This window comes from Pectobacterium punjabense, assembly GCF_012427845.1.
In the GTDB taxonomy this organism is placed as follows: domain Bacteria; phylum Pseudomonadota; class Gammaproteobacteria; order Enterobacterales; family Enterobacteriaceae; genus Pectobacterium; species Pectobacterium punjabense.
This window is the reverse complement of sequence record NZ_CP038498.1, coordinates 3938028-3957271: the sequence shown is the minus strand read 5'-3', so window position 1 is coordinate 3957271 and position 19244 is coordinate 3938028. Positions and strand designations below refer to the sequence as shown.

The window sequence follows — 19244 nt, the reverse complement described above, 5'->3', positions numbered from 1 at the left end:
CTATTTGGTACTTAACACGTTTTCGTTTATCTGTGCTGAGTCTAGCAACAGGCCAGTTCAAACGTTAAACGAGGCGGAATATGGCCGTTTTCGCTATCTAATGGCAGGAAACGGATGGCGTAGCGTGTCTTATGACCGGATATTTGTGGATAGAGTTGATGTGCCTGTTCAAGACGCAAGCGTAGCAGGTCAGCATCTGAGGCATTGTCCTGAAAGAAGCCATTCAAACTGGTTTGTGGGCGGAACGTACCGGAGTGACGGATTAGTTCCAGGATCATGTCCAGCGCTTGTTTAAGCGGTGATAGAGAGCTAAGCCAGCCATAAACCAGTTTCTCACGTAGCGCCTGAGGTTGATGCAACCAGCTATGTAGCGTTGGTAAGTCGAAACTGCAACACCCGCCGGGAATACCTAGTCGCTGACGAACCATGCTAATCAGACGATCTTCTCGTAAGAACTGCCCCATCCGCGGTGCTGCCATCAGCGTACTGGCCAGATCTTTCAACTGACGCCGCAACGTGTGGATGCGTTCCATGTCTACACCTGGTACATCACTCCATTGCAGCAATTTTTGCTGTTGGCGCTCCAGTTCTTTCAGCAACTCGGTACGCACATCTCCGCGTTCCAGTACATCAAGCAGCTCGGCGACGGCGCGAAAAAATGTCAGAGCGCTCCCCATGTCAGTCAGAGAATGGTTTTGATGCAGCTGCTGCAATAATGATTCGATACGCAACCAGGTACGCGTTTTCTCGTTGAGCGGATATTCAAATAAAATCGTTGAGGAAGCGTCACTCATTCTTAGTCATCCTGTCGGCTGCGGAAGCGGCTAGCTCTAGGTAATGGCGGTGTAATTCCGCAACCTGTGGAGCCAACTCGCTTGGGCAACGACTGTTATCAATAATATCATCGGCATAAGCCAGGCGCTGTTCTCGGGTTGCCTGTGCTGCCAGTATGTTTTCCGCTTGCTGCCGACTGATGCCATCACGGGCCAGTGTGCGTTCAAGCTGTGTGTCTCTATCTACATCAACGACCAGAATACGCTGTGCTCGCTGCTGTAACCCATTTTCTACCAGTAAAGGGACGACCCACAGAATGTACGGTGTAGATATGGCGTGAAACTGGGCCTGTGTTTCCTGATGGATCAACGGATGGAGCAAATTATTCAGCCACTGTTTCTCGTCTGGTGAGGAAAAAATTCGGTGACGTAGTGCGGTACGGTTTAATGAACCATCGGCATTGAGCACGGCATCGCCAAACCGGTGCTTAATGGCATCCAGTGCGGGTTTCCCAGGTTCGACTACCTGTCGTGCGAGGATATCCGCATCAACGATAGTGACCCCTAATTTGGCAAATTCATCGGCTACGGTGCTTTTTCCGCTGCCAATACCGCCCGTTAAGGCTACGATGTATGTCATTGCACCTGTGTTGAAAAGTTAACATTTTTACTATCTTCAAGGGCGAGGAATTCATTCCCGTCCCCTGAACCCAATCAAGCATAAACCGCAGTTTGCTCCACACTATCACCCTGCTAGGCGATAGGTAAATTTTTCTGATTTTATCCCAAATAAAGTGAAAATCGCAGTCTTGCCGCAGGATTATTCCTGCGTATGATAACGTCACTGGTAAAGGGCATTATTTTTTTAGAAATGATTATGCCCAGTAACGATACTGAGCATTCCGCCGTCACTCACCAGGAACTCGAACCTCATGCGTATTGAAGAAGATTTAAAGTTAGGCTTTAAAGACGTTCTCATCCGGCCAAAGCGTTCGACGCTGAAAAGCCGCTCTGACGTTGAACTAGAACGTCAATTCACCTTCCTCCACGCTGGTGGCAACTGGTCTGGTGTTCCGATTATCGCCGCTAATATGGATACCGTGGGTACGTTTAGTATGGCGGAAGTCCTGGCTTCTTTTGATGTTCTGACAGCCGTCCATAAACACTATTCTGTCGAGCAATGGTCCCAGTTTGTGCAGCGAGCACCAGAATCGGTATTACGCCACGTCATGGTCTCGACCGGAACATCTGACGCTGACTTCATCAAGTTAAAACAGATTTTGGCGCTGTCGCCAGAGCTGAAATTTATCTGTATCGATGTAGCAAATGGCTATTCTGAGCACTTTGTGACGTTCCTGCAAAAAGCGCGTGAGGCCTGTCCAGACAAGGTTATCTGTGCTGGAAATGTGGTAACGGGTGAAATGGTGGAAGAACTTATTCTCTCTGGGGCGGACATCGTGAAAGTCGGTATTGGCCCCGGTTCTGTCTGCACAACGCGTGTTAAAACGGGCGTTGGCTACCCTCAGCTTTCCGCCGTGATTGAATGTGCCGATGCGGCACATGGCCTCGGCGGGCAAATTGTGAGCGATGGTGGCTGCGCTATGCCCGGCGATGTCGCGAAAGCCTTTGGCGGCGGTGCCGATTTTGTCATGCTGGGCGGCATGTTGGCAGGGCATGATGAATGTGAAGGTACTATCGTTGAAGAAAACGGTGAGAAGATGATGTTGTTCTACGGTATGAGTTCCGCATCTGCGATGGAGCGTCACGTCGGTGGTGTGGCTGAGTACCGTGCCGCAGAAGGAAAAACCGTGAAGCTGCCATTACGCGGTCCGGTAGATAATACCGTCCGCGATATTCTTGGCGGATTGCGTTCGGCCTGTACCTATGTTGGCGCATCCCGCTTGAAGGAACTGACGAAACGTACAACGTTTATCCGCGTGGCCGAGCAGGAAAATCGTATTTTTAACGGATAGTTATACGTTTTCACATTCCGTCTTTCCGCTCTTAATAGTGGTTATGTGGTTTGATTTGTAGACGTTGTCGTACATGTATTGGCTGGTTCAGGCACCGGCCAATATATTCCCCAACTGGAAGATAGGCAAATACATGCCAATCACTAGCGCCCCGACCATTCCCCCGACGACCATCATCAATAACGGCTCCAGCGTTTGTGTCAGCATGTCGGCCTGTTGTTGTACCCGCCTTTCATGCCATTCTGCTAACTGTGTAAAGATTGCATCCAGTGCCCCGGTTTCTTCACCAACCCGAATCAACTGCGGACACGGTGCGGGGAACAACGTGGTGTGATGCTGTGTGGCATGGTATAGCGACGTGCCCTGATGCAGCTGCTCTTGTATCTGTTGAATCGCGGCCTGATAAAGCGGATGACGGATCGTGGCGGCCGCATCCAGCCCCTCAGGAAGCGTTAAACCGGCATGCTGAGTCATGGCCAGAATATTGAATATCTGGTTCAGTGATTTACCACGTAGCAAACTGGATACCACAGGGAGCCTCAGCAGCCATTCTTGTTCTCTGGTTTTCCATAATGGTCTTTGCTGTCTCAGTCGGGCATATCCCAATATTAGGCAGCTAATAAGCAATAGCCCAAGGAACCCGTAGCCAGCGAGGAGATCGGCTAGATGAAGTAACTGCCGAGTAAACCACGGCAACGGCGTATTGAACGAGGAGTAGAGTGTTGCGAATTCGGGTAGAACCAGCAGCAACATCATCATGCTGACCAGCATTGCAATGAGCAAAACAAAACAGGGATAGCGTAGCGCCTTGATAACTTTTTGTTGCAGTCTGGACTGCTTCTCTTGTTGTTGAGCTAGCTGTAGGCAGCATATATCTAGTTTTCCCGTCAATTCGCCGACGGCAATGAGGGATCGATACAGAACGGGAAAAATATGAGGATAGCCGTGCAATGCCTCAGACAGCGAATTTCCCTGAGCAACATGAGTGCGAACGTCGCGTAATATGCAGCGCCAACCGGGGCGCTCATGCTGCTCTGACACCAATTTTAATGCTTCCAGCAGAGGCAATCCAGCTTGTAGTAGAGCCGCAAGCTGTTTGATTAACTCACCTAGCTGTTCGCGTTTCCAGTAGCGGGGTGACAGATAATGGCCAGCCTTTACGATGAGCGGCTGGTAGCCTTGGGCAATCAAGTTGGCATAGGCGTGCTGGCGGTGCGTGCTAATCAGTGTGCCGTTAGCAAATTCGCCCTCGGATGTGATTGCCTGCCAATGATATAAGCGCGCTAACTTCATTGTATCTCCTGATTCATAGACCACTCATCGCCGACAACACGATAGACTTCAACAAGTGAGGTTAGGCCATCGTTGATCCGTTCGAGCCCCGCAGCCAGCAGTGTCGGAAAACCAGAGTCTTGCGATAGGGCAGATAATTCCCCAATGCTGGCGTTGCCTGCTAATGCAGCCTGAAAATCTGGCGTGATGGGGAGTAATTCATAGAGCGCGACACGACCATAGTAACCAGAGAAGCAGTGGCTGCAACCGCTGGCCTGCCAATGGTTCAGTGGTCCTTGCCATATATTTTTTGGCAGTGAGAGTAGCGGTTCTCCTTGGGTTTTACAGTGTGGGCATAGTCGACGCACAAGCCGCTGTGCGATGATGAGTTTAAGCGCCGAAGCTAACAGATATCCAGGAATGCCCAAGTGATTGAGACGAGTTAGCGTTTCGACCGCAGAGTTGGTATGCAACGTGGACATGACCAGATGGCCCGTTTGTGCGGCTTTTACCGCAATTTCAGCGGTTTCAGCATCGCGGATTTCACCAATCATAATGACGTCTGGATCTTGTCGCAGCAGCGCACGTAAAATTCTCCCAAAGCCTAGTTCCGCTTTGGGATTGATTGCCGTTTGATTGATTCCCTGTAAGGGAATTTCGACCGGATCTTCCACGCTACAGATATTGCGACTGCACTCGTTAAGCCAGCGTATTGCGCTGTAAAGCGTCACGGTTTTACCACTCCCTGTAGGACCAGTGACTAGCAGCATTCCCTGTGAGGCGTTCAGCACACTGATAACCTGCTGCAATGCTTTTTCGCCAAGACCGAGTTTGTCCAGCGCCAACTCCTGTTGGTGCGTTTGTAAAATACGCAATACGACTTTTTCCCCCTGCTGCACGGGGAGGGTGGCGATACGTAACGAGTAGGGCTGTTGATCCAACGTTAGGCTGAATTGACCATCCTGCGGCAACCGTCGTTCGGCGATATTCAACTTACCCATGATTTTTAGCCGTGCGGTAATTCGGCTTATCAGCTCTGGAGGTGGTGCGGATATTACCTGTAATACACCATCAATGCGTAGCCGCACACGGTAGCTGTCTAGCTGTGGCTCAAAGTGGATATCAGAAGCGCGGCGCTGAACGGCGAGGCGTAGCGTTTGATGGATAAATTGCGCAACAGGGGAATCGTCATCATGATCCTGCGGCCCTACGTTGGCGTGATGAATACTGGCATGGTAGGTTTCTACTGGCTCGGCAACGGCGTTCACGGGGTTAAGCTGTTGTTCCATTCTGGCCTGCGGCCACTGTTCCACCATAATGCGGCGATTGCTGGCAAAACGCAGTGCGGAAATCATTTCCGCCGAAGGGGAGGTCGTGACGGCTACCGACAGCGTTTGTTCATCAATGCTGAGCAATAATGCCTGATAACGCCGGCACAGCGTCTGTAACTCGCTGAGCGTATGCTCGGAGGAGAAGGACGAATCTGTCATGATTAACCCGCCGTATTATCAAAACGGAAAACGTCCTGACAGGCGGCTTGCAGGCTCTCTGCGCCGTTATCTGTGGCACAGTTTTTCGTCCAGTGTGAAGCACCAGTTTCGGTATCCCACGTTGGCGTCAGAATAACGCGTAGCCCTTGCAGAGTAGATTGCCCAGTGAGCGTAATCACCCCTTGGGCGACGCTAACGGCGCTGACATAGCGTGAAGATTTGCTACCAGGAATTCCCTGATTACCTGCGTTGCAGGCCGTAAACGCCGCATTTTCCAGGCCGCAGAGATCGACTGGCGTTTTATAAGACACCATCGTTTGTAGCATGTCTGTGAGCGCCGCCTTTTGCAGATAACCTTGATAGGCGGGGACGCCAATGGCGCTGAGGATAGCAATGATCGCAATCACGATCATCAGCTCAATCAGTGTGAATCCTTGTTGTGTTGTCATGTTGATTTCCCTGTTGTTGCATATAAATTTTGTGGCACATAAATATTGCGGTACATAAACCCATACGGATGGCGGCAGCATAGGAAAGGGAGCGAAGGCTGACGAGCAGGAAAATGTGAAACAGGAAGGCGCTACGACATGTTTTTAGCGACTTGCAGAGGATTGAAAGTTTTTTGCGAGCAGAGACGCAATTTTCACGCTGTTGGGACAGGAAGTCCGCGCGGGATTCGTAGTTTGTGTTGTTACGATGGTGTACGAGAGAATGATATGTAGAGAGGTGAACGAGGTGCGAAATAGCACCTCGCCGATAGAAATAGAGGAGCGATTAGATAAAGCGCATGGATAAATCCAGTGCCTGTACGTGCTTGGTTAATGCGCCCACCGAGATATAATCGACGCCGGTTTCTGCATAGCCACGTAGCGTGTCGAGCGTGACATTGCCGGATATTTCCAGTAGTGCACGGCCTTGTGCCAAGCCAACCGCTTCCCGAATATTATCCAGACTAAAATTATCCAGCATAATGATATCGGCACCAGCCTCTAGCGCCTGCTGCAACTCATTCAGTGATTCGACTTCAACTTCTACCGGAACATCGTTGCGCAAAGCCTGTGCTTTTTCTACCGCATTTTTGATTGAGCCAGCGGCGATGATATGGTTTTCCTTAATCAGGAAGGCATCGGATAGGCCAAGACGATGGTTATCTCCACCGCCGCATGATACGGCGTATTTCAGTGCGGTTCTCAGCCCCGGCAGCGTCTTGCGGGTATCCAGCAGTCGAGTGCGCGTTCCCTGCAAGACGGCAACATAGCGGCTGACTTCGGTTGCGACGCCGGACAGCGTTTGCAGGAAATTCAGCGCTGTGCGCTCACCGGTCAGAAGCTGTTTAGCAGGCCCCGTGATCTCACACAGCGTTTGATTGGGGGTGATAGCCTCGCCATCGGCGACGTGCCAAACGATCGTTGTCGTGTCGCCCAATTGAGAAAAGACTTCTTCAAGCCAGCGCGTACCGCAGAATATGCCTGCTTCGCGCGTGATAATACGCGCGCTGACGGTCTCGTTGTCGGGTAACAGCAGAGCGGTAATGTCTTGATTAGCATCGACGATGCCACCTAAATCTTCACGCAGTGCCAGTTGCACGCTGGCGGGGATATCTTGTGAAATACGAGCGAGCAAGGCTTGCTGGCGTTGTTCCTGACTGTAGCGACGCGTTGACATGACAAAACTCCGAAGGGGGATTCGGAGGTCTATGCTACCTTGTTTATATCAGGACATCCAGAATGAATAGCCTTTGTAATTCAATGCATTACTTTCTTTAACTTTCCGGCGAACATGCGTGGTCGCCGGAAAGGAGATGTCATTTTAGAAGTTGTAACCGACGACCAGGTAATAGCCCCAACCGGTAGATTTCACTTCAAACGGACCTTTGCCGAAATTGAGCTCTGTGCCATCAGCCCATTGGCCACCGTTGTGGAAATAGCGTGCGACGAAAGAGTAGTGCCAGTGGTCGTAACCCAGTGCCAGAATATGACTGGAGGCAATGGAGTTGTTAGTGCGGCTTGAATTCGATTTATCACGTAGTTCTGAACCGAAATCAAAATTGGTGAAGCTGATATACGAGATGTTACCGCCCATCAGAGAGCCCAGCGGGTAGGAGTATTTCACTTTTACGCGGTAGCCGTCCCACTCATTTTCGTTCGCTGCGCCGTAGTTCTGCCATTGGTATTTGGCATAACCGTTCAGTGATAGCGACAGGTCGGTACCGGTATCAATATCGGTACCTAACCCCATGTACCAGGTGCTTTGGCGTGAACCGCTGTTGCGCCCCTGATCGTAAATAACGTTATTGGCGATGTACCACTCTTTAAACGGACCAAAGCTCAGGTCAGCTCCCGTCAGTTTATCAATCGAGAAGCGTGGTTCGATCTCGACAAACAGTGGGGAGCCTTTGTCCCAAATGCCACGGCTGTCGGGATCGCCACCAAAAAATTTAGGCGCATCGGCGTAACCGTAGAAATCGAACCAGTCTTTACGCGCAAATGCTTCATATTCCAGGTAGGTCGTGCTGTTCAGTTGCGGTCCGAAACGCGTATGGGCGCTGCCGACGACGTTAACGCTTTGGTGCCACCAGTCGGAGAGGTATTCAGCTTTATTGCTATTGCTGTCGGCAAGAGCTGGCATTGAGCATGACAGTGCGAGCAAGGTGCCTGCGGCGAAAGTGTTTTTCATGTTAAGTACCATAGTGTTAGACGTTATTTACGCCGAGCGTAAGACCGCAAAATAAATTTTGGTAATATCAAAAAAAATCAGGAGATAATTTTGCCATGCATTTTAAGTAAAAATAGACGCAATGCACGAAAACGATTGCCTTTTATTGTGTTATTACATTTGTAATGTGACTTTAATCACACAATGAGATTGGGATTTTATCTTGCTAAAAAAGATGTGAAAGTCGAAAAAGGCAGGAAAATGGCTAAAACATCACAAAACGAACGGTAAAATCTATTGATATCCAGTTGGATAGATAGGATGACGTGAAACATGGTATCTTGGAGCCGAGGACTTTTAGCTCCAATTGATTTTTCGCTTGATTCAGCCGGCAAACGATACGATGCGAGGTTATCGCCGATGCTTTTGGAAAATGGCTGGTTATCCGACATTACACACACGCCTTCGCCGCATTATGATGGTCGCCCGAATAACGAGGTGCCTTCCTTACTGGTGATTCACAATATCAGCCTACCGCCCGGTGAGTTTGGCGGTCCGTATATTGACCAGCTGTTTACGGCGACATTGGACCCCACTGCGCATCCTTATTTCGCCGATATTTCCCATTTACGCGTCGCGGCACATTGCCTTATTCGTCGCGATGGGCAAACCACGCAGTATGTGTCTTTCGATCAGCGCGCCTGGCATGCCGGTGTTTCGGTGTTTGAAGGTCGTGAACGCTGTAATGATTTCTCTATTGGTATTGAATTGGAAGGTACGGATACGCTGCCTTTTACCATGGAGCAGTATCACTCACTGGTTATGATTACACGCCTATTAATGCGGGCTTATCCTATTACACCGTCTCGAATTACCGGACATAGCGACATTGCTCCGGGCCGTAAAACCGATCCCGGTCCGGCATTTGACTGGGACGGCTATCATCGTCTGCTACAAGAAAACTGGAAAGAAAACAAAGGGAGTCTCGATCAATGACGCTGTTTACACTGTTGCTTACGCTGGCATGGGAACGGTTGTTCAAACAGGGGGAGCATTGGCAGATCGATCATCGGCTTGACGTTGTATTCCGACACGTTCCCTCTCCCTCTTTATTTCAAACGCTGTTCCTGACGTTATGCAGCATGGGAATTGTGGTGGGACTGCTGTGGCTAACGAGTGGCATTCTGTTTGGCCTGATTTCTCTTTTGCTGTGGATTGTTATCAGCCTGATGTGCATTGGTGCGGGTGAGATTCGCCAACACTATCGACGTTATTTGCAGGCCGCACAGCGCGGCGAGGCGGATGCCAGCCGGGAAATGGCGGCGGAACTGGCGTTGATTCACGGTTTACCCGTTGGTGCTGGTGAAAGCGAGCAGCTAAAAGAGCTGCAAAATGCATTGCTATGGATAAATTTCCGGTTTTATCTGGCTCCGCTGTTTTGGTTCGTTGCCGCAGGACCATACGGGCCGGTTGCACTCGTGGGGTATGCGTTTTTGCGCGCCAGACAAACCTGGCTTGCTCGGCATAACACGCCGCTGGAACGTGCGCAGTCTGGTGTCGATCGTTTGTTGCATTGGCTCGACTGGATTCCCGCTCGTTTGGCTGGTGCGGCTTACGCGTTGCTGGGACATGGTGAAAAAGCGTTGCCTGCCTGGTTCGCATCGCTAGGGGACTCTCGCAGTTCGCAATATTGGGTGTTAACTCAGTTGGCTCAATTTTCTCTGGCGCGTGAATCCCATAGCGAGCCCGTAGAAACGCCCAAAGCCGCCGTGACGCTGGCGAAAAAAGTGACGCTGGTGCTGGTGGTGGTTGTCGCGCTTCTGACGATATACGGTGCGCTGGTCTGATGTTTGTTGGGCGTTGGTAGGAAAAATAATGGCCGACAAGGTCGGCCATTGAATCGAGAAAATGTGGTTAAGGCAGAGGTTTACTTAAGCTGATTTTTCTTTTTGATGAAGTAGCCCACGCCCAGAATAACCAGCCAGACCGGGATCAGCATGACGGAAATCTGAATGCCCGGCGTCAGGAACATGATGACCAATATCCCCGCCAGGAACAGCAGGCAGAGGTAGTTACCCAGCGGATACAGCAACGCTTTAAACTTGGTCACCGTACCTTCTTTGTCCTTCTGTGCACGGAACTTCAGGTGTGCCAGACTGATCATCGCCCAGTTAATCACGAGAGCAGACACGACCAACGCCATTAATAGCTCGAATGCTTTGCCGGGAATAAGGTAGTTAATCAGCACGCAGAGTGCTGTCGCCAGTGCGGAAATACCGATTGCGACAACCGGTACGCCACGGCTATCGACGGTCTCCAGCACTTTCGGGCCATTACCCTGTTTTGCTAACCCGAACAGCATGCGGCTGTTGCAATAAACACAGCTGTTGTAAACCGACAGTGCTGCGGTCAATACCACGATGTTCAGTACCGTAGCTACGACGTTGCTGTTCAGTTCATGGAAGATCATGACGAACGGGCTACCGCCTTCTACAACTTTTCCCCACGGATAAAGTGACAGCAGGATAGCAAGTGAACCGATATAGAAAATCAGAATACGGTAGATCACCTGATTGGTCGCGCGTGGAATACTTTTCTCTGGGTCATCTGCTTCTGCCGCGGTAATCCCCACCAGTTCCAGCCCGCCAAATGAGAACATGATAACGGCCATCGCCATCACCAGACCGAGCCCGCCATTCGGGAAGAACCCGCCTTGCGCCCACAGATTGGTCACGGTGGCTTCCGGCCCACCTGTACCGCTGATCAACAGCCAGCCGCCGAAGACGATCATGCCAATAATCGCAGCGACTTTGATGATGGCAAACCAGAACTCCATCTCACCGTAGACTTTGACGTTCGCCAGATTGATAGCGTTAATCAGTAGGAAGAATACCGCGGCGGATACCCAGGTCGGAATATCTGGCCACCAGTACTGGACGTAAATCCCTACGGCACTGAGCTCAGCCATGGCGACCAGAACATACAGTACCCAGTAGTTCCATCCAGATGCAAAGCCCGCGAAATCGCCCCAATATTTATAAGCAAAGTGGCTGAACGATCCGGCTACCGGTTCTTCAACCACCATCTCGCCCAGTTGGCGCATAATGAGAAACGCGATCAGTCCGCCAATCGCATAGCCTAACAGGACTGATGGTCCGGCCATTTTGATTGTTTGTGCAATACCAAGAAAGAGGCCAGTACCTACCGCGCCACCCAAGGCAATCAACTGAATATGACGGTTTTTCAAACCACGCTTTAGCGTGCCGTCCGTTTGTTGATTATCCATCAAATTTAACCCTCTGCCTGTGCAAGTAAAAAATACGCTGCGTATTATTGACTGTACGTTTGTGTAATTTTATTTTTACGGATTGATTTTTCTTAAATTAAGAAACTCTCTACCGTTTGCCAAAGAATAGTGGTAAGTACGCAAGATTGCACTGATTTCTTATAGCCTGATAATTAAAAACTATCGTCACATCAAAATTTTTATCTCTCTTCGATTGAACCCCTGATGATGAGAAATAGGTGGGGAATTTGAAAGGCGATACCTCTTTTGGCTTACTCCCTTTTATTGCCTGTTTATCCCCGCTGTAAAAATAGTGTTTACCCCGATAGAGGGCTACTGGTAATCACGCTATCTTTATAAGAATAAAAATCCTTATTTTTTGAATAAAAATTCATTATTTGTGCATTTAAACGGTTCAGCACCGCCTGCTTTACGTTTCAAAAAAGTTAAAATATAGACAGGGGGGATTAATGGTAATACCACAGGCGGGCTATCACTTTGCCGCATGTTTCTCGTGCATTTGTTAAAATCTGGTGGGATTGGTGATTTAGCTCAAGGTCCTTATGGACAGAAGGTGAATACTTTGTTACTTTAGCGTCACGTTTTTGAAATTGGTATTACCAATTGACTCCGCGCCATTCGCAGAGAAGAATTCACCATGGCATACAGCAAGATCCGTCAGCCCAAACTGTCAGATGTGATTGAAAAGCAGTTGGAGTTTCTGATCCTTGAGGGAACCTTGCGCCCCGGCGAGAAGCTCCCACCGGAGCGCGAACTGGCAAAACAGTTCGATGTTTCCCGCCCTTCTCTGAGAGAAGCCATTCAACGCCTGGAAGCCAAAGGTTTACTTTTGCGCCGTCAGGGTGGTGGTACCTTCGTTCAAGCCAATCTATGGCAAAGCGTCAGCGATCCGCTGGCAGAATTACTGAGCACACATCCCGAATCACAGTTCGATCTTCTGGAAACGCGTCATGCGCTGGAAGGCATTGCTGCCTACTATGCGGCGTTGCGTGGCACAGAGTCTGATTTGCAGCGTATCCAGGATTGTCATGCCGTGATTGAGAAGGCGAGGGAAGCGGGCGATCTAGACGCCGAGTCAGAAGCCGTTATGCAGTATCAGGTTGCTGTAACAGAAGCCACGCATAATGTGGTTTTGCTGCATTTGGTACGTTGTATGGGGCCGATGCTCGAACAGAACGTGAGGCAGAATTTTGAATTGCTTTATTTGAGCCGTGAAGTGTTGGCTCAGGTTAGCATTCATCGCGCCAGCATTTTTGAGGCGATTGTTGCCCGTGAGCCAGAGAAGGCGCGCGAAGCATCACACCGCCATCTGGCGTTTATTGAGGAAGTATTGCTGGATCTTAACCGGGAACATAGTCGGCGCGAGAGATCGCTGCGTCGGCTCCAGCAACGCAAGGACTGAGTACCCATATTTTTGGTGCTCTGAATGCGGCAATGACGACGATGAGCCTGTCTTCATGCGTTTTGCTTATGATCAAATATAAGCCAGAATGCATGAAGACAGGCTCCAACAAACCAACTTATTAGAGAAGATAAGGAATAACCATGTCAGATCGTTTAAATAATGACGTGGATCCGATCGAAACCCGCGACTGGCTGCAGGCGATCGAATCGGTCATCCGTGAAGAGGGTGTTGAGCGCGCTCAGTTCCTGATAGATCAGGTTCTGGGTGAAGCGCGTAAAGGCGGTGTCAGCGTTGCTGCTGGTACGGCTGCACGCCAATATATCAACACCATCGCAGTGGAAGACGAACCGGAGTACCCTGGTAATCTGGATCTGGAACGTCGTATTCGCTCAGCAATCCGCTGGAACGCGATCATGACAGTGCTGCGTGCTTCGAAAAAAGATCTGGATCTGGGTGGCCACATGGCTTCTTTCCAGTCTTCCGCTACTTTCTATGAAGTGTGCTTTAACCACTTCTTCCGTGCTCGCACTGCGCAGGACGGCGGCGACCTGGTCTACTTCCAGGGCCACATTTCTCCGGGCGTTTACGCTCGTGCCTTCCTTGAAGGCCGTCTGACAGAAGACCAGATGAACAACTTCCGTCAGGAAGTTCACGGTAACGGTCTGTCTTCTTATCCGCACCCTAAATTGATGCCTGACTTCTGGCAGTTCCCGACCGTTTCTATGGGTCTGGGTCCGATTGGTGCTATCTACCAGGCTAAATTCCTGAAGTATCTGGAAAACCGTGGTCTGAAAGATACCTCTAAGCAAACCGTTTATGCCTTCCTGGGCGACGGCGAAATGGATGAGCCAGAATCCAAAGGTGCGATCACCATCGCGACCCGTGAAAAACTGGACAACCTGGTATTCGTTATCAACTGTAACCTGCAACGTCTGGATGGTCCGGTTACGGGTAATGGTAAGATCATCAATGAACTGGAAGGCATCTTCAGCGGCGCTGGCTGGGATGTGATTAAAGTGATGTGGGGCGATCGTTGGGACGAACTGCTGCGTAAAGACACCAGCGGTAAACTGATCCAACTGATGGAAGAAACCGTCGACGGTGACTACCAGACCTTCAAATCCAAAAATGGTGCCTACGTGCGTGAGCACTTCTTCGGTAAATACCCGGAGACGGCTGCACTGGTTAAAGACTGGAGCGACGATCAGATTTGGTCACTGAACCGTGGTGGTCACGATCCGAAGAAAGTCTACGCTGCACTGAAAAAAGCGCAGGACACCAAAGGCAAACCAACCGTTATTCTGGCGCATACCATTAAAGGTTATGGTATGGGCGACGCGGCGGAAGGTAAGAACATCGCTCACCAGGTTAAGAAAGTTAACATGGACGGCGTACGTTACTTCCGTGACCGCTTCAACGTGCCAGTGAGCGATGAAAACATCGAAAGCCTGCCGTACATCACCTTCGATAAAGATTCCGAAGAGTACAAGTACCTGCACGAACGTCGTCAGGCACTGGGCGGTTACCTGCCATCTCGTCAGCCGAACTTTGATGAGAAGCTTGAGCTGCCAACGCTGGAAGATTTCCGCACGCTGCTGGAAGAGCAGAACAAAGAAATCTCTACCACTATCGCGTTTGTACGTGCCCTGAACGTGATGCTGAAGAACCAATCTATCAAAGATCGTCTGGTTCCGATCATCGCTGACGAAGCGCGTACCTTCGGTATGGAAGGTCTGTTCCGCCAAATCGGTATTTATAGCCCGAAAGGCCAGCAGTACACCCCGCAGGACCGTGAGCAAGTTGCTTACTACAAAGAAGACCAGAAAGGTCAGATTCTGCAGGAAGGTATCAACGAGCTGGGTGCAGGTTCTTCTTGGCTGGCGGCGGCAACGTCTTACAGCACCAACAATCTGCCAATGATCCCGTTCTACATCTACTACTCTATGTTCGGTTTCCAACGTATCGGCGACCTGTGCTGGGCTGCGGGTGACCAACAGGCGCGTGGATTCCTGATCGGTGGCACTTCAGGACGTACAACGCTGAACGGTGAAGGTCTGCAACACGAAGATGGCCACAGCCACATTCAGTCGCTGACTATCCCGAACTGTCTCTCCTACGATCCGGCATTCGCCTATGAAGTTGCGGTGATCATGCATGATGGTCTGCACCGTATGTACGGCGAAGCGCAAGAGAACATTTACTACTACATCACCACGCTGAACGAAAACTACCACATGCCTGCGATGCCGCAGGGTGCGGAAGAAGGTATCCGTAAGGGTATCTACAAGCTGGAAACGGTTGAAGGTAGCAAAGGTAAAGTTCAACTGCTGGGCTCTGGTTCTATCCTGCGTCACGTACGTGAAGCGTCTCAGATTCTGGCTAAAGACTATGGCATCGGTTCTGACGTATTCAGCGTAACCTCCTTCACTGAACTGGCTCGCGAAGGTCAGGATTGTGAGCGTTGGAACATGCTGCATCCGACCGAAACGCCGCGCGTACCTTACGTGGCTCAGGTACTGAGTGATGCGCCAGCGGTTGCATCTACTGACTACATGAAGCTGTTTGCTGAGCAAATCCGTAACTTCATCCCGGCTAGCGATTACCGCGTACTGGGTACTGACGGTTTCGGTCGTTCTGACAGCCGTGAGAACCTGCGTCACCACTTCGAAGTGGATGCGTCTTACGTCGTGGTTGCGGCTCTGGGTGAACTGGCTAAACGCGGTGAAATCGATAAGAAAGTGGTTGCTGATGCCATCACTAAATTCAACATCGATGCAGATAAAGTTAACCCGCGTCTGGCATAAGAGGTAAAGATTACATGGCTATCGAAATCAACGTACCGGACATCGGTGCAGATGAAGTTGAAGTCACCGAAGTGCTGGTGAAGGTGGGCGACAAGGTTGAAGCTGAACAGTCGCTGATCACGGTTGAAGGTGATAAGGCTTCTATGGAAGTCCCTTCTCCGCAGGCTGGTGTCATTAAAGAGATCAAAGTCTCTGTCGGTGACAAAGTTGAAACCGGCAAACTGATCATGATTTTCGATTCCGCCGACGGTGCAGCTGATGCTGCACCTGCTAAGGCAGAAGAGAAGAAAGAAGCGGCTCCGGCTGCTGCACCAGCAGCCTCTGCGGCGAAAGACGTCAACGTACCGGATATCGGCGGTGACGAAGTTGAAGTGACCGAAGTACTGGTTAAAGTGGGCGACACCGTTGCTGCTGAACAGTCTCTGATCACCGTAGAAGGCGACAAAGCGTCTATGGAAGTCCCGGCACCTTTCGCGGGTACGGTTAAAGAGATCAAAATCAGCACCGGCGATAAAGTCTCTACCGGTTCTCTGATCATGGTATTCGAAGTCGCGGGAGCTGCACCTGCTGCCGCTCCGGCACAAGCAGCTGCTCCAGCAGCAGCTGCGCCAGCGGCCTCTGCCGCTAAAGAAGTTAACGTACCGGATATCGGCGGTGACGAAGTCGAAGTGACTGAAGTGATGGTTAAAGTTGGCGATAAAATCGCGGCTGAGCAATCACTGATCACCGTTGAAGGCGATAAGGCTTCAATGGAAGTCCCTGCGCCGTTCGCGGGTACGGTTAAAGAAATCAAAATCAGCACCGGCGACAAAGTGAAAACCGGTTCACTGATCATGGTCTTCGAAGTGGAAGGCGCTGCGCCTGCGGCGGCTCCAGCTGCGAAGCAAGACGCGGTTCCTGCTGCACCTGCTCCAGCGGCAAAACCTGCTGCTGCACCGGCTGCGAAAGCGGAAGGCAAGAGCGAGTTCGCTGAGAATGATGCTTACGTTCACGCGACGCCTGTTATCCGTCGTCTGGCACGTGAATTCGGCGTGAATCTGGCGAAAGTGAAGGGTTCTGGTCGTAAAGGCCGTATCCTGCGCGAAGACGTTCAGGCTTACGTGAAAGATGCCGTGAAACGCGCTGAGTCTGCGCCAGCCGCTGCCGCTGGCGGCGGTCTGCCAGGCATGCTGCCATGGCCGAAAGTCGACTTCAGCAAGTTTGGTGAAGTCGAAGAAGTGGAACTGGGCCGTATCCAGAAAATCTCTGGTGCTAACCTGAGCCGTAACTGGGTGATGATCCCGCATGTTACGCACTTCGATAAAACGGACATCACCGATCTGGAAGCGTTCCGTAAACAGCAGAACGCCGAAGCTGAGAAGCGCAAACTGGATGTGAAATTCACCCCAGTTGTCTTCATCATGAAAGCCGTTGCCGCTGCGCTTGAGCAGATGCCACGCTTCAACAGTTCCCTGTCTGAAGACGCGCAACGTCTGACGCTGAAGAAATACATCAACATCGGTGTTGCGGTTGATACCCCGAACGGTCTGGTGGTTCCGGTCTTTAAAGACGTGAACAAGAAGAGCATCACTGAGCTGTCTCGCGAACTGATGGCGATTTCCAAGAAAGCCCGTGACGGTAAGCTGACCGCAGGCGAAATGCAGGGTGGTTGCTTCACTATCTCCAGCCTGGGCGGTATCGGGACTACGCACTTTGCGCCGATCGTCAACGCGCCTGAAGTGGCTATTCTTGGTGTGTCTAAGTCTGCAATGGAACCGGTCTGGAATGGTAAAGAGTTCACTCCGCGTCTGATGATGCCGATGTCTCTGTCCTTCGACCACCGTGTCATTGACGGTGCTGATGGTGCTCGCTTCATTACCATCATTAACAACACGTTGTCTGACATCCGCCGTCTGGTGATGTAATCGAAAAGCCGGCCTGACGGCCGGCTTTTTTCTGATAAGCTGTAATTTGTTACAGCGGTCAGTGATCAAGGACAAATCGTTAGTCGCTTGTTGTTTCAAAATTGTTAACGATTTTGTAAACTACTGCGGCAAAGACACGTCCCGGTGGAAGAGGGCGTTATTAAAAATGCACCCTCAATCAGAATGATGACGGGTGTGACGTCACAGACCCGCCGGAAATCAATTAAGAGGTCATGATGAGTACTGAAATTAAAGCTCAGGTAGTGGTACTTGGTGCCGGCCCCGCAGGCTATTCTGCTGCATTCCGCGCGGCGGATTTGGGTCTGGAAACCGTACTGGTAGAGCGCTACTCCACGCTGGGTGGGGTGTGTCTGAATGTGGGCTGTATTCCTTCCAAAGCCCTGCTGCACGTTGCCAAAGTTATCGAAGAAGCCAAAGCACTGGCAGAACACGGTATCGTGTTCGGTGAACCTAAAACCGACATTGATAAGATCCGCCTGTGGAAAGAAAAAGTTATCACCCAACTGACCGGTGGTCTGGCGGGTATGGCTAAAGGCCGTAAAGTTAAAGTCGTTAACGGTCTGGGCAAATTCACGGGTGCCAACACGCTGGAAGTTGACGGTGAAAACGGCAAAACGACGATCAACTTCGATAACGCGATTATCGCTGCGGGTTCACGTCCTATCCAACTGCCTTTCATTCCTCATAATGACCCGCGCGTATGGGATTCTACCGATGCACTGGAGCTGAAAAGCGTCCCAGGTCGTCTGTTGGTGATGGGCGGCGGTATCATCGGTCTGGAAATGGGTACCGTTTACCATGCTCTGGGTTCACAGATCGACGTTGTTGAAATGTTCGATCAGGTGATTCCAGCCGCTGACAAAGATGTCGTCAAAGTCTTCACCAAACGTATCAGCAAGCAGTTCAATCTGATGCTGGAAACCAAAGTGACGGCAGTAGAAGCCAAAGAAGACGGCATCTATGTGACGATGGAAGGCAAAAAAGCGCCAGCCGAGCCACAGCGTTACGATGCGGTTCTGGTGGCTATCGGTCGTGTACCGAACGGCAAAAACCTGGATGCTGGCAAAGCGGGCGTGGAAGTTGACGATCGCGGCTTCATCCACGTTGATAAGCAAATGCGCACCAACGTGCCACACATCTATGCTATCGGCGACATCGTCGGTCAGCCGATGCTGGCGCACAAAGGCGTGCATGAAGGCCACGTTGCTGCTGAAGTGATCTCCGGTAAGAAACACTACTTCGATCCGAAAGTGATTCCTTCTATCGCCTATACCGAACCGGAAGTGGCATGGGTGGGTCTGACCGAGAAAGAAGCCAAAGAGAAAGGCATCAGCTACGAAACCGCGACCTTCCCATGGGCGGCGTCTGGCCGTGCTATTGCGTCTGACTGCGCTGACGGTATGACCAAACTGATTTTCGACAAAGAAACTCACCGTGTTATTGGTGGTGCGATTGTCGGGACTAACGGTGGTGAACTGTTAGGCGAAATCGGTCTGGCGATTGAAATGGGCTGTGATGCAGAAGATATCGCACTGACCATCCATGCGCACCCAACGCTGCATGAGTCTGTTGGTCTGGCGGCTGAAATCTTTGAAGGTAGCATTACTGACCTGCCAAACCCGAAAGCGAAGAAGAAGTAA

General features: G+C 50.8%; 15 protein-coding genes. 7 read left to right on the top strand and 8 right to left on the bottom strand.

Features of this window, described 5'->3' with window-relative positions:
* Positions 1-41: 41 nt before the first annotated feature.
* Both zapD and coaE read right to left on the bottom strand, forming a co-directional pair.
* Positions 42-794: a cell division protein ZapD gene (gene zapD, locus E2566_RS17955; RefSeq protein WP_107167992.1), complete on the bottom strand. Its 753-nt coding sequence runs from the start codon at positions 792-794 to the stop codon at positions 42-44.
* The gene (coaE, locus tag E2566_RS17950) at positions 787-1413 is read right to left on the bottom strand and encodes a dephospho-CoA kinase (RefSeq protein WP_107167993.1); all 627 of its coding nucleotides are present in this window, start codon (positions 1411-1413) and stop codon (positions 787-789) included. Before coaE ends, zapD begins: the two co-directional genes overlap by 8 nt.
* 292 nt (positions 1414-1705) lie before the next feature.
* Between coaE and E2566_RS17945 the strand changes: the two genes are divergently transcribed.
* The gene (locus E2566_RS17945) at positions 1706-2746 is read left to right on the top strand and encodes a GMP reductase (protein WP_107167994.1); all 1041 of its coding nucleotides are present in this window, start codon (positions 1706-1708) and stop codon (positions 2744-2746) included.
* Between the two features lie 87 nt (positions 2747-2833).
* On the opposite strand, the gene hofC is transcribed toward E2566_RS17945, so the two are convergent.
* From hofC to E2566_RS17920, 5 genes are all read right to left on the bottom strand, one after another.
* On the bottom strand, positions 2834-4039 hold the full coding sequence (gene hofC / locus E2566_RS17940; RefSeq protein WP_107167995.1) for a protein transport protein HofC: 1206 nt from the start codon (positions 4037-4039) through the stop codon (positions 2834-2836).
* Positions 4036-5508 (bottom strand): type II secretion system protein GspE, encoded by a 1473-nt coding sequence (gspE, locus tag E2566_RS17935; protein WP_107167996.1) that lies wholly within the window; start codon positions 5506-5508, stop codon positions 4036-4038. The genes hofC and gspE overlap by 4 nt, the downstream gene beginning before the upstream one ends.
* Before the next feature lie 2 nt (positions 5509-5510).
* Positions 5511-5957 (bottom strand): prepilin peptidase-dependent pilin, encoded by a 447-nt coding sequence (gene ppdD, locus E2566_RS17930; RefSeq protein ID WP_107167997.1) that lies wholly within the window; start codon positions 5955-5957, stop codon positions 5511-5513.
* A 325-nt stretch (positions 5958-6282) separates the two neighbouring features.
* Positions 6283-7173, bottom strand: coding sequence for a carboxylating nicotinate-nucleotide diphosphorylase (nadC, locus tag E2566_RS17925; RefSeq protein ID WP_107167998.1), 891 nt, complete (start codon positions 7171-7173; stop codon positions 6283-6285).
* A gap of 144 nt (positions 7174-7317) precedes the next feature.
* Positions 7318-8184, bottom strand: coding sequence for a nucleoside-specific channel-forming protein Tsx (locus E2566_RS17920; RefSeq protein ID WP_107167999.1), 867 nt, complete (start codon positions 8182-8184; stop codon positions 7318-7320).
* A 399-nt stretch (positions 8185-8583) separates the two neighbouring features.
* Here E2566_RS17920 and ampD point away from each other — a divergent pair, with 399 nt between their 5' ends.
* Both ampD and ampE read left to right on the top strand, forming a co-directional pair.
* Positions 8584-9159, top strand: a complete 576-nt coding sequence (gene ampD, locus E2566_RS17915; protein ID WP_107168000.1) for a 1,6-anhydro-N-acetylmuramyl-L-alanine amidase AmpD — start codon at positions 8584-8586, stop codon at positions 9157-9159.
* Entirely contained in the window at positions 9156-10010 is an 855-nt protein-coding gene (gene ampE / locus E2566_RS17910) for a beta-lactamase regulator AmpE (RefSeq protein ID WP_107168001.1), read from the top strand. The genes ampD and ampE overlap by 4 nt, the downstream gene beginning before the upstream one ends.
* An 80-nt stretch (positions 10011-10090) precedes the next feature.
* Here the strand turns inward: ampE and E2566_RS17905 are convergent, their stop codons facing one another.
* Positions 10091-11449, bottom strand: coding sequence for an amino acid permease (locus tag E2566_RS17905; RefSeq protein WP_107168002.1), 1359 nt, complete (start codon positions 11447-11449; stop codon positions 10091-10093).
* Between the two features lie 658 nt (positions 11450-12107).
* Between E2566_RS17905 and pdhR the strand changes: the two genes are divergently transcribed.
* The 4 genes from pdhR to lpdA all read left to right on the top strand — a co-directional run bounded on the left by pdhR (position 12108) and on the right by lpdA (position 19244).
* Positions 12108-12872, top strand: a complete 765-nt coding sequence (pdhR, locus tag E2566_RS17900; protein WP_107168003.1) for a pyruvate dehydrogenase complex transcriptional repressor PdhR — start codon at positions 12108-12110, stop codon at positions 12870-12872.
* A gap of 143 nt (positions 12873-13015) precedes the next feature.
* A complete protein-coding gene (gene aceE / locus E2566_RS17895) occupies positions 13016-15679 on the top strand; it encodes a pyruvate dehydrogenase (acetyl-transferring), homodimeric type (protein WP_107168004.1) in 2664 nt (887 codons plus the stop codon).
* A 14-nt stretch (positions 15680-15693) separates the two neighbouring features.
* A complete protein-coding gene (gene aceF / locus E2566_RS17890; RefSeq protein WP_107168005.1) occupies positions 15694-17583 on the top strand; it encodes a pyruvate dehydrogenase complex dihydrolipoyllysine-residue acetyltransferase in 1890 nt (629 codons plus the stop codon).
* 236 nt (positions 17584-17819) lie between these two features.
* Positions 17820-19244: a dihydrolipoyl dehydrogenase gene (gene lpdA, locus E2566_RS17885; protein WP_107168006.1), complete on the top strand. Its 1425-nt coding sequence runs from the start codon at positions 17820-17822 to the stop codon at positions 19242-19244.

Excerpts from the sequence above, each read along its gene's own strand:
- zapD (WP_107167992.1), bottom strand. The coding sequence starts at position 794 with ATGAGTGACGCTTCCTCAACGATTTTATTTGAATATCCGCTCAACGAG.
- coaE (WP_107167993.1), bottom strand. The coding sequence starts at position 1,413 with ATGACATACATCGTAGCCTTAACGGGCGGTATTGGCAGCGGAAAAAGC.
- E2566_RS17945 (WP_107167994.1), top strand. The coding sequence starts at position 1,706 with ATGCGTATTGAAGAAGATTTAAAGTTAGGCTTTAAAGACGTTCTCATC.
- hofC (WP_107167995.1), bottom strand. The coding sequence starts at position 4,039 with ATGAAGTTAGCGCGCTTATATCATTGGCAGGCAATCACATCCGAGGGC.
- gspE (WP_107167996.1), bottom strand. The coding sequence starts at position 5,508 with ATGACAGATTCGTCCTTCTCCTCCGAGCATACGCTCAGCGAGTTACAG.
- ppdD (WP_107167997.1), bottom strand. The coding sequence starts at position 5,957 with ATGACAACACAACAAGGATTCACACTGATTGAGCTGATGATCGTGATT.
- nadC (WP_107167998.1), bottom strand. The coding sequence starts at position 7,173 with ATGTCAACGCGTCGCTACAGTCAGGAACAACGCCAGCAAGCCTTGCTC.
- E2566_RS17920 (WP_107167999.1), bottom strand. The coding sequence starts at position 8,184 with ATGAAAAACACTTTCGCCGCAGGCACCTTGCTCGCACTGTCATGCTCA.
- ampD (WP_107168000.1), top strand. The coding sequence starts at position 8,584 with ATGCTTTTGGAAAATGGCTGGTTATCCGACATTACACACACGCCTTCG.
- ampE (WP_107168001.1), top strand. The coding sequence starts at position 9,156 with ATGACGCTGTTTACACTGTTGCTTACGCTGGCATGGGAACGGTTGTTC.
- E2566_RS17905 (WP_107168002.1), bottom strand. The coding sequence starts at position 11,449 with ATGGATAATCAACAAACGGACGGCACGCTAAAGCGTGGTTTGAAAAAC.
- pdhR (WP_107168003.1), top strand. The coding sequence starts at position 12,108 with ATGGCATACAGCAAGATCCGTCAGCCCAAACTGTCAGATGTGATTGAA.
- aceE (WP_107168004.1), top strand. The coding sequence starts at position 13,016 with ATGTCAGATCGTTTAAATAATGACGTGGATCCGATCGAAACCCGCGAC.
- aceF (WP_107168005.1), top strand. The coding sequence starts at position 15,694 with ATGGCTATCGAAATCAACGTACCGGACATCGGTGCAGATGAAGTTGAA.
- lpdA (WP_107168006.1), top strand. The coding sequence starts at position 17,820 with ATGAGTACTGAAATTAAAGCTCAGGTAGTGGTACTTGGTGCCGGCCCC.